Annotated in this window: 9 protein-coding genes; all 9 read left to right on the forward strand. The window is 63.8% G+C overall.

Annotated elements, in window-relative coordinates; genetic code table 11:
• The first annotated feature begins 103 nt into the window (after positions 1-103).
• Positions 104-1,552, forward strand: a complete 1,449-nt coding sequence (gene argH, locus DFO48_RS07005) for an argininosuccinate lyase (RefSeq protein ID WP_114862947.1) — start codon at positions 104-106, stop codon at positions 1,550-1,552.
• Between the two features lie 99 nt (positions 1,553-1,651).
• Positions 1,652-2,632 carry a Bug family tripartite tricarboxylate transporter substrate binding protein gene (locus tag DFO48_RS07010; protein WP_003076732.1) on the forward strand — a complete coding sequence of 327 codons (981 nt, stop codon included), beginning with the start codon at positions 1,652-1,654 and terminating at the stop codon, positions 2,630-2,632.
• A 154-nt stretch (positions 2,633-2,786) separates the two neighbouring features.
• A complete protein-coding gene (locus tag DFO48_RS07015; RefSeq protein WP_114862948.1) occupies positions 2,787-8,798 on the forward strand; it encodes an alpha-2-macroglobulin in 6,012 nt (2,003 codons plus the stop codon).
• A gap of 226 nt (positions 8,799-9,024) precedes the next feature.
• A complete protein-coding gene (locus tag DFO48_RS07020; protein WP_114862949.1) occupies positions 9,025-10,143 on the forward strand; it encodes an ABC transporter ATP-binding protein in 1,119 nt (372 codons plus the stop codon).
• A gap of 46 nt (positions 10,144-10,189) precedes the next feature.
• On the forward strand, positions 10,190-11,479 hold the full coding sequence (locus DFO48_RS07025; RefSeq protein WP_114862950.1) for an ABC transporter substrate-binding protein: 1,290 nt from the start codon (positions 10,190-10,192) through the stop codon (positions 11,477-11,479).
• Complete coding sequence (locus DFO48_RS07030) at positions 11,479-12,435, forward strand: carbohydrate ABC transporter permease (RefSeq protein ID WP_233506340.1); 957 nt, start codon at positions 11,479-11,481, stop codon at positions 12,433-12,435. Before DFO48_RS07025 ends, DFO48_RS07030 begins: the two co-directional genes overlap by 1 nt.
• Complete coding sequence (locus tag DFO48_RS07035) at positions 12,432-13,298, forward strand: carbohydrate ABC transporter permease (protein ID WP_003076722.1); 867 nt, start codon at positions 12,432-12,434, stop codon at positions 13,296-13,298. The genes DFO48_RS07030 and DFO48_RS07035 overlap by 4 nt, the downstream gene beginning before the upstream one ends.
• 34 nt (positions 13,299-13,332) lie before the next feature.
• The gene (locus DFO48_RS07040; RefSeq protein WP_114862951.1) at positions 13,333-13,719 is read left to right on the forward strand and encodes a VOC family protein; all 387 of its coding nucleotides are present in this window, start codon (positions 13,333-13,335) and stop codon (positions 13,717-13,719) included.
• 66 nt (positions 13,720-13,785) lie between these two features.
• Positions 13,786-14,661, forward strand: coding sequence for an endonuclease/exonuclease/phosphatase family protein (locus DFO48_RS07045; RefSeq protein ID WP_114863113.1), 876 nt, complete (start codon positions 13,786-13,788; stop codon positions 14,659-14,661).
• The last annotated feature ends 57 nt before the right edge of the window (positions 14,662-14,718 follow it).

A 14,718-nucleotide genomic window follows, 5' to 3' on the forward strand; every position in this document is an offset into this window, starting at 1 on the left:
GCGTCGGGTCAGGCCGATAAAATCCCTGTTTCTGCTTTGCACAGCCGTCACGCCAAACTTCTGCATTGGGCGGCCTGTGGTTTTACGGGATTGTTGCCCTCACATGTCTACATCTGCTCCTTCGCACAACCAGCTCGATTCCAAGGCCGAAGCCTGGTCTGCCCTGTTCTCCGAACCCATGAGCGACCTGGTCAAGCGCTACACCTCCAGCGTGTTCTTTGACAAGCGCATGTGGCAGGCCGACATCCAGGGCTCTTTGGCGCATGCCGAAATGCTGTCGGCCCAGAAGATCATTGCAGCCGAAGATTTCGCCTCCATCCAGAAGGGCATGGCGCAGATCACGGCCGAGATCGAGGCCGGCACTTTCGAGTGGAAGCTGGATCTGGAAGACGTGCACCTGAACATCGAGGCGCGCCTGACCCAGCTGGTCGGCGATGCCGGCAAGCGTCTGCACACCGGCCGCAGCCGCAACGACCAGGTGGCCACCGACGTGCGCCTGTGGCTGCGCAGCGAGATCGACCTGATCGAAGGCCTGCTCAAGGAGCTGCAGCGCTCGCTGGTCGACGTGGCTGCCAAGAACGTGGATGTGATCCTGCCGGGCTTCACCCATCTGCAGGTGGCCCAGCCCGTGAGCTTCGGCCACCATATGCTGGCCTATGTGGAAATGTTCAAGCGCGATGCCGAGCGCATGCTGGACGTGCGCAAGCGCGTCAATGTGCTGCCCCTGGGCTCTGCCGCCCTGGCCGGCACCACCTACCCGCTGGACCGCGAGCGCGTGGCCAAGACCCTGGGCATGGAAGGCGTGAGCCAGAACTCGCTGGACGGCGTGTCCGACCGTGACTTCGCCATCGAGTTCACCGCTGCTGCCTCGCTGTGCATGGTGCACGTGAGCCGCCTGTCGGAAGAGCTGATCATCTGGATGAGCCAGAACTTCGGCTTCATCAAGATCGCCGACCGCTTCACCACCGGCTCGTCCATCATGCCCCAGAAGAAGAACCCCGACGTGCCCGAGCTGGCACGCGGCAAGACCGGCCGCGTGGTCGGTCACCTGATGGGCCTGATCACGCTGATGAAGGGCCAGCCCCTGGCCTACAACAAGGACAACCAGGAAGACAAGGAGCCGCTGTTCGACACGGTGGACACCCTGAAGGACACGCTGCGCATCTTCGCCGAGATGATCGGCGGTCAGCTCAACCCCGCCAGCGGCATCAAGGAAGGCGGCATCACCGTGAATGCCGAGAACATGCGCGCTGCTGCCCTGAAGGGCTATGCCACGGCCACCGACCTGGCCGACTATCTGGTCAAGAAGGGTCTGCCCTTCCGCGACGCCCACGAAACCGTGGCTCACGCCGTGAAGCTGGCCACCATGAAGGGCGTGGACCTGACCGAGCTGCCACTGGCCGAGCTGCAGGCCTTCAATCCCAATATCGAGGCCGATGTGTTCGAGGCCCTGAGCCTGGAAGGCTCGCTCAACGCCCGCAACACGCTGGGCGGTACGGCCCCGGCTCAGGTGCGTGCGCAACTGGCCAAGCACCACGCTCGTCTGGCCTGATGGACTCAAGCACTGTGGCGTAACGTTCACGCCTTGAAAGCGCCCTTTGCCGGGCGCTTTTGTTTTGGTTAGTCTGGAAAAAGCATAAGGAGAAAACACATGACGCAAACTCGTCGTCAATGGCTGAAGGCCGGAGTGGGAGCGGCTGCCGCGTCTGCCCTGGGCTCGGTGGCCTGGGCCTCGTCGGGCCAGCCCATCCGCATTCTGGTGGGCTTTCCACCCGGCGGTGGCTCGGATGCGATTGCGCGCCTGCTGGCTGACAAGCTCAAGGACGAGCTTGGCGGCGTGACGGTGCTGGTGGAGAATCGCCCCGGGGCCGGCGGCCAGATTGCAGCGCAACTGCTCAAGGCCTCGCCTGCCGATGGCCATACGCTGTTTCTCACGCATGACCACACCATCTCCATCCTGCCCAAGGTCGTGAAAAAGCCGGGCTTCGATCCGCAGCAGGACTTCATTCCCGTGGCGGGGGTCGCCACTTTCGTGAATGCGCTGGCCGTCTCCAGCAACACGCCGGTGAGGAATCTGGCCGAGTACGCGGCCTGGGCCAGGGGCAGTGCCAAGAACGGCACCATCGGCATTCCGGCTCCGGCATCGACGCCCGAATTTCTTGTCAAGATCCTGGCCGACCACTACAAGCTCGATCTGGTGGCCGCACCGTATCGCGGCAGCGCTCCCTTGCTGGCCGATATGCTGGGCAATCAGATTCCTGCCGGCATTGCCTCGGTGCCCGACTTCATGGAGAACCAGAAGGCTGGCAAGCTGCGCGTGATCGGCGTGCTGGGCGCCAAGCGTCAGGCCTCCATGCCCGAAGTGCCGACCTTGCTGGAGCAGGGCATCAAGGGCTTCGAGGACATGCCTTACTACGGCATTTTTGCGCCCAAGGGCGTGCCCCAGGCCTTTGTCGAGCGCTTTTCTGCAGCCGTTGGCAATGTGCTCAAGCAGCGTGACGTTTACGCGCAGCTGACGGCATTGGGGCTTACAGTTGGATACATGAATCCCCGCCAGTTGGGGGAGCGTGAGGCCGCCTATTCCAGGGTTTGGGCCGGTATCATTCAGCGCAGCGGTTTCCAGCCGCAGTAGTTTCGCGCGTGCGGCACCTGCTCAAGGCCCTGCTTCACTTGTGAGGCGGGGCTTTTTGCCTTCTGCCGTCCTGCACTGCTGCGTCGCTGATTCCAGACTTCAGACTCAAACAGCCAGGGCCGGCGCCATGCCTGCCCGAAAAGAAAGTGACTGTATGACTGTGCCTTATGCAGAGGGAAGGAAGAGGGAGCAGATCGCGCCGCACTGGCGCAAGCTGCTGAATGCAGGTCTGTTGTGGGGCCTGGCGGCCACGGCGGCCCATGCCGTGGGGGTGCGCCAGTTCAGCCCGCAGGGAGATGTGAGCAAGGTGGGCCAGGTCGTGGTGCAGTTCGATGGGGCAGCCGTGCGCTTTGGCGACCCCAAGGCCGCCGCGCCGGTCAATCTGCAGTGCAGCGATGCCCAGGCCGCCAAGGGAACGGGACGCTGGAACAGCGAAAAGGAATGGGTATTCGATTTTGCCCAGAACCTGCCCGCTGGCGTGCGTTGCACGGCACAGCTCAACCCTCAGTTCAAGACCGTCACGGGTACAGCTGTGACGGGCGCAGCCAGCTATCAATTTCAGACCGGCGGTCCGCAGGTGGCCAGCATTGCGCCCGACACCTATGAAGAGGTGGACGAGCAGCAGTACTTTGCCCTGCGCCTGACGGGCGCGGCATCTGTCGACAGCCTCAAGCAGCGCGTCTGGTGTACCTCCGAAGGCGTGGGTGAGCGCATCCCCGTGCAACTGATCGAGGGCAAGGACCGCGAGGCCGTGCTCAAGCAGCGCCACTGGGACAAGGATGCCGCCAAGAACCCGCAGAACTTCGCGGTGCTGGCGTGTAACCGCCGCCTGACCTCGGGCAGCAAGATGACCCTGGTCTATGGCAAGGGCGTGGCCATGGCCAACGGCCTGGTCAGCAAGGACGAACAGCGCTACGAGTACCAGGTGCGCCAGCCCTTCAGCGCCGACTTCAGCTGCGAGCGCGAGAACGCCAATGCCGCCTGCCTGCCGATCCGCCCCATGCGCCTGTCCTTCAGCGCGCCGGTGCCGCGCAAGCTGATCGAAGGCATACGCCTCAAGAGCGGTGCCTCGGCCGTGGCACCCATCATCGAGCAGAACGGCGAAAAGCTGGCCGAGGATTCGCTGGTGGACAGCGTGAGCTTTCCCGCCACCATGCAGCCGAACTCCAAGTATGTGGTGGAGCTGCCGCCGCAGTTCAAGGATGCCGCAGGTCGCACGCTGAGCAATGCCAATCTGTTCCCGTTGGCCACGGCCACGGGCAATATGCCGCCGCTGGTGAAGTTTGCCGCGGCGCCCTTCGGCATCGTCGAGCGTTTTGCCGAAGGCCCCAAGGGACCGGCGCTGCTGCCCGTGACGCTGCGCAATGTAGAGCCGCAGCTCCTGGGCAAGTCGCTGGACGCCAGCGTGGTGCGTACCAAGAAGGGCGGCTCGGATGCCGACATCATCGCCTGGCTCAAGAAGGTCGAGCGCTATGACAGCTACAGCGTGGAGCGCAAGCGCGCTGCACGCGATGTGAAGGTGCTGCCTCCGGTCATCAACGACGACAAGCACTGGGTGCAGACCCGCATGCTGTCGCTGCTGGACGGCCAGAGCCAGACCCAGACGCTGGAGCTGCCCAAGGCGGCCAAGAGCGATCCGCGCCCCTTCGAGGTCGTCGGTATTCCGCTGAATCCGGGCTTCCAGGTGGTGGAGATCGCCTCGCCCATGCTGGGCCAGTCGCTGCTCGACGAAGGCTATGGCGCGGGCCGCACCATGTATGTGCGTACCTCGGTGCTGGTGACCAATCTGGCCGTGCACTTCAAGCTTGGTCGCGAAAACTCGGTGGCCTGGGTGACGACGCTGGACAAGGGCAAGGTGGTGCCGGGCGCCACGGTGCAGGTTTCGGACTGCAATGGTCAGGCGATTGCTTCGGCCGTCAGTGATGCCCAAGGTCTGGTGACCTTCAACGGCCTCAACCCCAATCCGCCTTCCTGCAGCAACGAAGACGGCTACTACCGCAGCAACTCCTATTTCGTGAGTGCTCGGGCCAAGACCGAGGCTGGCGAGGAGCTGGCTTTTGTCTGGAGCAACTGGAACAAGGGCATAGAGTCCTGGCGCTTCAATGTGCCGACCAGCTCCAGCAGCAAGCGCGACGAAGTGGCGCATACGGTGTTTGACCGTATGCTGTTCCGTGCCGGCGAAACCGTGTCCATGAAGCACTTTCTGCGTGCTCTGACGGGCCCCGGCAAGAACTCCACGGGCTTTGAACAGACCCAGGACAAGCCTGACCGCCTGACCATCACCCATCTGGGCAGTGGCCAGCGCTTTACCCAGGCCCTGAGCTGGAATGCCAATGGCAGCGCGAGCAGCGAGTTCCCCATCTCCAAGGCCGCCAAGCTCGGCGAATATGCGGTGGAGCTGGGCTATACCAATGGCAGCGGCCGCCGCTCCAGCTTCAGCACCGGCATCTTCCGTGTCGAGGAGTTCCGCCTTCCGGTGATGGAGGGGCGTGTGGGCCCGGCCGGCAAGGAGCAGCTCTACGCTGTCAGCAGCGTGCCTGCCGAAGTGCAGATCAACTATGTCTCGGGCGGCGCTGCCGCCAATCTGCCGGTCAAGGTGTCGGCTCTGCTGCGCTCCAAATCACTGGACTTCGCGGGCTGGGATGGCTTCAGCTTCAACCCGCCGCGCAGCGCCCAGGACGTGGGCAGCAGCGACGACGAGGAAAGCACAGCGGCTGACGACACCAAGGTCGTGGCCGACAAGCTGCCCGTGACACTGGACAAGAATGGTCTGGGCAAGGTCGCCATCGACAAGCTGCCCAAGTCCGGCGAGCCGCGCGAGCTGCTGATGGAAGCGACCTATGCCGACCCGAACGGCGAGGTGCAGACCCTGCGCAGCACGCGCACCATCTGGCCGGCTGCCGTGGTGGCAGGCGTGCGCTCCGAGAACTGGATCTCGGTGGATCGCAAGCTGCGCTTTCAGGCGCTGACGCTGGATACGGCCGGCAAGGCCCAGGCCGGCGTGCCCGTCAAGGTCGAGGCCGTGGCGCGCATCACCACCTCCAGCCGCAAGCGGTTGGTGGGCGGCTTCTACAGCTACGACAACCAGACCACGCTCAAGAATCTGGGCACCGTGTGCTCGGGCACCAGCGACAGCCATGGCCTGGTGCAATGCGAGGCCCAGCTGTCCCAGCCCGGCGAGGTGGAGCTGATCGTCAAGGCTGCCGACAAGGAAGGCCGCAGCAGCCAGGCTGCGACCTCGGTGTGGGTCACGGGCCAGGGCGAGCTCTGGTTCGGTGGCGAAGACCACGACCGCATGGACGTGCTGTCCGAGCGCAAGAGCTATGAGCCCGGCGAGACGGCGCGCTTTCAGGTGCGCATGCCCTTCCGCCGCGCCACGGCGCTGGTAGCCGTGGAGCGCGAAGGCGTCGTCAGCACCCAGGTGGTGGAGCTGGCGGGTGACAACCCCACAGTGGACGTCAAGATCGAGGATAACTGGGGCCCCAACGCCTATGTCAGCGTGCTGGCGCTGCGCGGCCGCCTGATGGAAGTGCCCTGGTACAGCTTCTTCACCTGGGGCTTCAAGTCGCCCATGGAGTGGTGGCGTGCCTTCTGGAATGACGGCAAGGAATTCATCGCGCCGACTTCCATGGTGGACCTCTCCAAGCCTGCCTTCCGTTTCGGCATGTCCGAAATTCGCGTGGGCCTGAAGAGCAATACGCTGGACGTCAAGGTGTCCTCGGACAAGTCCAGCTACAAGGTGCGCGGCACGGCCAAGGTCACCATCAAGGCCACGCTGCCCGATGGCAAGCCCGCTGCAGGTGCCCATGTGGCACTGGCGGCCGTGGACCAGGCCTTGCTGGAGCTGATGCCCAACAGCAGCTGGAATCTGCTCGATGCCATGCTGACACGCCGCGAATGGGGCGTGCAGACGGCAACGGCCCAGATGGAGGTGATCGGCCGGCGCCACTACGGCAAGAAGGCCGTGCCTGCAGGTGGTGGCGGTGGCCGCAGCCCCACGCGCGAACTGCTAGACACCCTGCTGCTGTGGAAACCCGATGTGGTGCTGGACGGCAACGGCATGGCGCTGATCGAGGTGCCGCTCAACGACGCCCTGACCACCTTCCAGGTGGTGGCCGTGGCCGATGCGGGCGTGAGCCTGTTCGGCACTGGCCAGGCGGCGATCCGTACCACGCAGGATCTGCAGATCATCAGCGGCCTGCCGCCGCTGGTGCGCGAGGACGATCAGTTCCGCGCTCAGATCACGCTGCGCAACACCTCGGCCAAGGCCATGAAGGTGGAGGTCACGCCGCGTGCCACCATGCTGGAGCTCAAGGCCCAGAACGTGGAGATTCCCGCAGGCGAGGCGCGTGAAGTGGCCTGGGATGTGAAGGCTCCGGCCCAGCTCTCCGGAACGCGTGCCGAGGCGCTGATCTGGGAGATTTCCGCGCGCGACACCGCTGGCGGTGCCGATGCGGCGCAGGATGCGCTCAAGATCAGTCAGCGCATCGTGCCCGCCGTGCCGCTGTCGGTGCAGCAGGCCACGCTGGTGCAGGTCAACGGCAGCTATAGCGTGCCCGTGAATCCGCCCGCAGATGCCCTGCCAGGCCGTGGCGGAGTGCAGATGTCGCTGGTGCCCAAGCTGACCGAAGGTCTGCCCGGCGTGCGCGACTGGTGGGCCCGCTATCCCTACTCCTGCCTGGAGCAGACCACCAGCAAGGCCGTCGGCATGAACAACGCCGAGCTGTGGGGCAGCACCATGGCCCAGCTGCCCAACTATCTGGACGGTGACGGCCTGGCCAACTACTTCCCGCCCCAGGACGGATCGGTCAGCCGCGGCAGCGATACGCTGACTGCGCATCTGCTTAACCTGTCGGCCATGGCGCAGGGCGTTGACAAGCGCTTCGTGATCCCCGGCGCCGAACGCGCGCGCATGGAGGATGGCCTGATTGCGTTTGTGGAAGGCCGCATCCAGCGCAACTTCTGGAGTCCGCGCAAGGATCTGGAAATGCGCAAGCTGGCGGCGATTGCCGCGCTGGCACTGTCGGGCAAGGCCACGCCGCGCATGCTTGACAGCATCAATGCCACGCCCAACCAGTGGCCCACGCACACGGTCATCGACTGGGTGATGCTGCTGCAGCGCATGAGCGATGCGCCGCAGCGCGACGAGCGCCTGGCACAGGCCATGCAGATCCTGCGCGCCCGCCTGACCTACAACGGCACGCGTGCCGGCTTCTCGACCGATCAGGACGATAGCTGGTGGTGGCTGATGCAGGGCCCGGACGTGAATCTGGCACGCCTGATTCTGGCGACCATCAACGACCCCGCATGGGCCGAAGACATGCCGCGTCTGGTCAGCGGCTTTATCGCGCGTCAGCAGTCCGGTGCCTGGAACACGACCACGGCCAACCTCTGGGGAGCTCTGGCGCTGCGTCGCTTCTCGCAGAAGTTCGAGTCCGAGCCCGTGGCCGGCAGCACCGTGGCCAGCATGAACGGCAACGAAGCCAAGGTGAACTGGGCCGATGTCAGGCGTGCCACGTCCGAGGATGCGCAGGGCACGGCCCATTCCAACAGCGTCTTCGGCGAGCCCGTGCGCGCCGGCGGCCTGATGAACAACACCATGTTCATGCCCTGGGCCAAGGCTGGCAAGGGGCAGCTCAGCGTGACGCAGCAAGGCACGGGCAAGCCCTGGCTGACCGTGCAGTCGGTGGCGGCCGTGGCCCTCAAGGCCCCGTTCAGCGCCGGCTACACCATCAAGAAGACCGTCACGCCTGTGGAGCAGGCCGACAAGGGTCTGTTTGGTGGCGGCCAGTACACACGCGGCGATGTGCTGCGCGTGACGCTGGAAGTGCAGGCCAAGACCGATATGACCTGGGTGGCGATCACCGATCCCGTTCCCACAGGGGCGACCATTCTGGGCGGCGGCCTGGGCCGTGATTCGGAGATCGCGTCCAAGGGCGAGAAGCAGGAGGGCGCCGGCTGGCTGGCCTATGAAGAGCGCAGCTTCGAGTCCTACCGTGCCTACTATCAGTACCTGCCCGCAGGGACGACCAAGGTCGAATACACCGTGCGCCTGAACAATGCCGGTGAATTCGCCCTGCCGCCCACGCGTGCCGAAGCGCTGTATGCGCCCGAGATGTTTGGCGAGATTCCCAACGCCAAGCTCAAGGTGGTGATGCCCAAGTAAGCCCCGAGCGGTTTCTAGGCCCTACGCCAAGCCCCGGTCTGCGCCAGCAGCCGGGGCTTTTTCATGCATGGGCGCTATTAATAGAGAAGCTGTTTACGCCTTTGAACAGGTTGATTCAAAGGTATTTCAATCTGAAATCTATGAATATCGATCGAAGGTAGCTCCTGTTTTTGATACCGCCGAGGGTTGACACGCGGCTGTCATCCAGTCTTTCTAGACTGGCGCGATGTCTTTGATCGAGCTGGAGAACGTCGCCAAATCCTGGGGTGACGCCACGGCCCTGCATGCCGTGAATCTGCGCATTGAACCAGGCTCGTTTTGCGTCCTGCTCGGCCCTTCGGGCTGCGGCAAATCCACCACCTTGCGCATGATCGCCGGGCTGGACACGCCTAGCTCGGGGTCGGTGCGCATCGATGGCCGCGACGTCACCCATCTGCCGCCCGCGCAGCGCGGCATTGCCATGGTGTTTCAGAACTATGCGCTGTTCCCGCACCTGAGCGTGGCCGACAACATCCAGTTCGGTCTGCAGGTGCGCAAGCTTGCCAGGGCCGAGCGCGAGCAGCGTCTTGAGCAGACGGCCGAGCTGCTGGGGTTGACGGCGCTGCTGGAGCGCCGGCCCGGGCAACTCTCGGGCGGCCAGCAGCAACGCGTGGCACTGGGCCGTGCGCTGGTGGCGCAGGCCAGGGTCTGTCTGATGGACGAGCCGCTGTCCAATCTCGACGCTCAGCTGCGCCAGGAAATGCGCGCCGAGCTGCGCGAGCTGCAGCAGCGTCTGGGTCTCACGGTGGTCTATGTGACCCACGATCAGGCCGAGGCCATGAGCATGGCCGATCAGGTGGTGCTGCTCAACAAGGGCCTGGTGGAGCAGGCCGCCGGGCCGCGCGAGATCTATGCCCGGCCCGCAACCACGTTTGCCGCTCGCTTTATCGGCACGCCCGCCATGAACATCGTTGCCCTGCAAGGCAACCGGATTGCCGGCAGCGATGTGGTCGTGGCACCGGATCTGGTGACTGGCAGCGCCTATCCGCAGGCGCTGGGCGTGCGGCCCGAGGTGATTGCCGTGGCAGGTGATGCCAGCGGCAACGAGGGGCTGGGCAACGGTATTCCGGCCACCGTACAGGGCTTTGAATATCTGGGTGCCGATCTGGTGCTGCGCTGCCAGGTGGGCAGTGAGTTGCTGACGGCGCGTGTGCCCGGCCATGCCCATGCCGATCTGCGGTCCGGACAAGGCGTGGTCCTGTACTGGCCGCAGCAAGCTGCGCATTGGTTCGATGCGCAGGGCGGGCGCATTCATGTTTGCGGGCAGGCGGTTGAATCCGCCCGCTCCTTGCTGGCCGCAGCCTGAGCCGCCGGCATTTTCCATTGTCTGCCAATCCCGAGGAGAGATTCCCATGCGTCGTCAAACCTTTGTTCACGGCCTGTTCGCCGCTGTCGCCGGCCTTGGCCTGGCGGGCACTGCTCTTGCGCAGTCCCCGCTGGAAGTGCCTTTCTATTACCCCGTGGCCGTGGGCGGCCCCATCACCAAGGTGATAGACGGTTATGCGGCGGACTTCAACAAGGCGCATCCGCAATACAAGCTCACGCCCATCTATGCGGGCACCTATCAGGAAACCATCGTCAAGGCGCTGACGGCGCACAAGGCCGGCAAGGCGCCAGCGACCTCGGTGCTGCTGTCCACCGATATGTTCACGCTGATGGACGAGGGCGCGATTGCGCCCATTGACGACTTCGTGAAGACCGATGCCGATAAGGCCTGGCTCAAGGGCTTTTACCCGGCCTTCATGGCCAACAGCCAGACCGGAGGCAAGACATGGGGCGTGCCCTTTCAGCGCTCCACCGTGGTGATGTACTACAACAAGGAAGCATTCAAGGAGGCCGGCCTGAACCCCGACAAGGCGCCCCAGAACTGGAAGGAGCTCAGGGAGGCCGCCCACAAGCTGACCAGGAAGGACGCCAGCGGCAAGGTCGTGCAATACGGCATCCAGATTCCGTCCACCGGCTTTGGCTACTGGATGCTGCAGACCCTGACCACGCCCAATGATGTGCTGCTGGCCAATGAGTCCGGCACCCGCGTCATGCTCAACCACCCCAAGGTGGTGGAGGCGCTGAACTTCTGGGTCAGCCTGGTCAAGGAAGGCGTGCACCCTGCAGGTGTGGTGGAGTGGGGTACGACGCCCAGGGACTTCATGGAAAAGAAGGCCGCCATCATCGTGACGACCACGGGCAATCTCACCAATATCCGCGCCAATGCCAAGTTCGACTTCGGCGTGGGCCAGATCGCCGGCAATGTCCGCAAGGGCTCGCCCACGGGTGGGGGCAATTTCTACATCTTCAAGAATGCGCCTAGGGAGCAGCAGCAGGCTGCGTTCGAGTTTGCAAAATGGGTGACCCAGCCAGAGCGTGCCGCGCAGTGGAGCATGGACAGCGGCTATGTGGCTGTCTCGCCTGCAGCCTACGAGACGCCCGTACTCAAGAAGTACGGCCAGGAATTTCCCCAGGCATTGGTTGCGCGCGATCAACTGCCCGTGTCGGTGGCCGAGTATTCCACCCATGAGAACCAGCGTGTGACCAAGGTGCTCAATGATGCGATTCAGGCGGCCCTGAGCGGCACCAAGACCGCAGCCCAGGCCATGGACGACGCGCAAAAGGAATCCGAGCGCATTCTGCGTCGCTACAAGTAATGAGTAGTCCGGCGCTTGAAACCGGCAAGGGCACCATGGCGGCGCCCTTGTCATCCGGGGCCGTCCGCAGGCTGGCGCAGGCCGCAGCGCGAAAGCAGGCCGTGCATGCCTGGCTGCTGCTCATGCCAGCACTGGTGCTGCTGCTGGGCTTTACGCACTGGCCGGCCTTGTCCACGTTGATCGACAGCCTGCATGCCACGGGTCGTGGCGGCCAGTCCGGCGAATGGGTGGGGCTTGAAAACTATGCGCTCATGGTCGATGACCCCGTGTTCTGGCAGGCCGTGCGCAATAACCTCTGGTTTGCCGCTGCCACCATTCCACTGTCCATGGGGCTGGCCTTGCTGATGGCGCTGTGGGTCAACGAGAAGCTCGCGGGGCGGGCCTTGCTGCGCATGGCGTATTTCACGCCCACGGTGCTGCCCATGATTGCAGTGGCCAATATCTGGCTGTTCTTCTACACGCCTCAGTACGGACTGCTGGAGCAGGTGCGCGGCGCACTGGGTCTGGGCGCGCACAACTGGCTGGGCGATCCATCCACGGCCCTGGCCTGCATCACGGCGGTGGCAGTGTGGAAGGAGGCCGGCTTTTTCATGATCTTCTATCTGGCCGCGCTGCAGACGCTCAATCCCAGCCTCAAGGAGGCGGCGGTCATCGAAGGCGCATCGCGCTGGTATTTCCTGCGCCGCGTGCAGTGGCCGCTGCTCATGCCGACCACATTGTTCATTCTGGTCAACGCCGTGATCAATGCCTTCCGGCTGGTGGACCATGTGTTCGTTCTCACGCGCGGCGGGCCGGACAATGCCTCCACGCTGCTGCTCTATCACCTCTACGAAGTGGGCTTCAAGTTCTGGGATACCGGCTATGCAGCGGCCATCACCGTGGTGCTGGTCGTGGTGCTGGCTGCCGTGGCGCTGTTCCAGTTCTTCGTGCTGGACAAAAAGGTGCACTATCAATGACCGCTGCTTCATTTCTGTCAGGGCGCAGGAGCGCCCGGGCAAGCCAGGGCGTGAGCTTTTATGGCGCTTCATGGCTGGACACCCTGGCCGCCTGGACGCTGGCGCTGCTGTGGCTGCTGCCGCTGGCCTATGCGGTCTGGACGGCGTTTCACCCCTCCGATGCGTCCACGCGCCTGGATCTGTCGGCGCCCTGGACGCTGCAGAACTTCCGCCATGCCTGGGAGGCCGCACCGTTTGCGCGCTATTTTCTCAACACCATCTTGCTGGTGGCCATGATTTTGGCGGTGCAACTGCTGCTGTCCACGCTGGCTGCATTTGCCTTTGCACGCTTGCGCTTTCGCGGCAGCAATGTGGCGTTTGCGCTGGTGCTGATACAGCTGATGATCATGCCGGACATCCTGCTGGTGGCGAACTATCAGACCATGTCCGGGCTGGGAGCGGTCGATACTCTGGTGGGCATAGGTCTGCCGTATTTCGCCTCGGCCTTTGCCATCTTTTTGCTGCGCCAGACCTTTATGGGCATACCCCGCGAGCTGGACGAAGCCGCGCGCGTGGAAGGTGCCAGCACGCTGCAGATTCTCTGGCGTGTCTACGTACCGCTGGCCAGGCCGGTCTACACCGCGTTTGCGCTGGTTTCGGTGAGCTTTCACTGGAATAATTTTCTCTGGCCGCTGATCATCACCAACAGCGTGCAGGCTCGTCCGCTCACCGTAGGGCTGCAGGTTTTCTCCAGCGTGGAGTCGGGCGTGGAATGGTCGACCATCTGCGCCGCCACCCTGATGACTTCAGGGCCGCTGCTGATTGCATTCCTGCTGTTCCAGCGCCAGTTCGTGCAAAGCTTCATGCGCGCGGGCATCAAGTGACTGGGATACAGTCAAACCATTTGAGGAGTTGACAATGCCTGGTCCCGCTGCTGCTGGTGTTCTGATTTATGCCAAGGATTTCCAGAGTCTGGCAAGTTTCTATGAGCAGGTTCTGGGCATGCAGCGGCTGCATGAGGACGAGCACGTCATCGTGCTGGAGTCCGCCGCGTTGCAGTTGGTGATTCACGCCCTGCCTGCCGAGATTGCGGCGCGGGTCAGGATCGGCACGCCACCGCAGCGCCGTGCCGATGTGGCGCTCAAGTTCTTCATCACCGTGCCGGCGATTGCCGAGGCCCAAAGTGCTGCGCAGGCGCTGGGTGGACAGGTGTTTGACGAGCGTTGGCAAGGTCCTGGCTTTGCGGCCTGCAATGCCATGGACAGGGAAGGCAATGTGTTCCAGTTGCGCGAGACCTTGGTCTGATCAGCAGCTGAAAAAATAGTGGCTGCCAGGGCTTCAGCCATTTTCAATCTGGAAAGACGCGACAAGATGAATATCCTGACCTGGAATGTGCAATGGTGCTGCGGCATGGATGGACTGGTCAGTGTGGAACGCATCGTGCGTCACGCGCTGCAAATGGGCGAGCAGGCCGGCGGACTGGATGTGCTGTGCCTGCAGGAAATCGCCGTCAACTACCCCGATCTGCAGGGCCGGCCCGGTGACCAGCCGGCCGAGCTGAAGGCGCTGTTGCCGGGCTGGCAGATCTTCTTTGGCGCATCGGTCGATGAGTTCACGTCCAGTGGCCATCAGCGTTTTGGCAATCTGATTGCCACGCGGCTGCCGGTGCGGCTGGTTCAGCACTATCTGCTGCCCATGCCGGCAGAGGCCGATATGCGCTGCATGCAGCGCATGTGCTCTGTGGTCACGGTCGACGACGCGGCGCTGGGGCCGGTACGCATCATGACCACGCATCTCGAATATTTTTCGTCGCGTCAGCGCATGGCGCAGGCCGGCGCACTGCGTGCCCTGCAGATGCAGGCCTGTGCGCTGGCCGATGCCCCGCCGCAGCCGGCCAGCGATGGCTCGCCCTATCAAACCAAGCCGCATACACGCCATGCAGTGCTTTGCGGGGATTTCAACTTCGAGCCGCACGAACCCGAATATGCCGTTCTGTCCACTCCTTGGGCTGCCGGTGAGGAAGGCTGTCTGCAGGCCGGGCAGTGGCGCAATAGCTGGGATGTGCTGCACCCCGGCCAGCCGCAGCCCCCTACCTTCAGACTGGTGGACCGGACCTGGGGAGCAGAGCCCGGGGCCTGCGATCTGCTGTGGGTGAGCGACAGCCTGTGCCAGCATGTGCAGGCCTGGCGTGTGGACAGCGCCACACAGGCGTCCGACCACCAGCCGGTGATGTTGACGCTGGGCTGAGCTTCTTGCTAGGGTCGGAGCTGGAGTCGAGAGACGAGTGGCTGCACAAGTCGCACT

The sequence above is a fragment of the Comamonas sp. AG1104 genome (genome assembly GCF_003350425.1).
Lineage (GTDB): Bacteria > Pseudomonadota > Gammaproteobacteria > Burkholderiales > Burkholderiaceae_C > Comamonas > Comamonas testosteroni.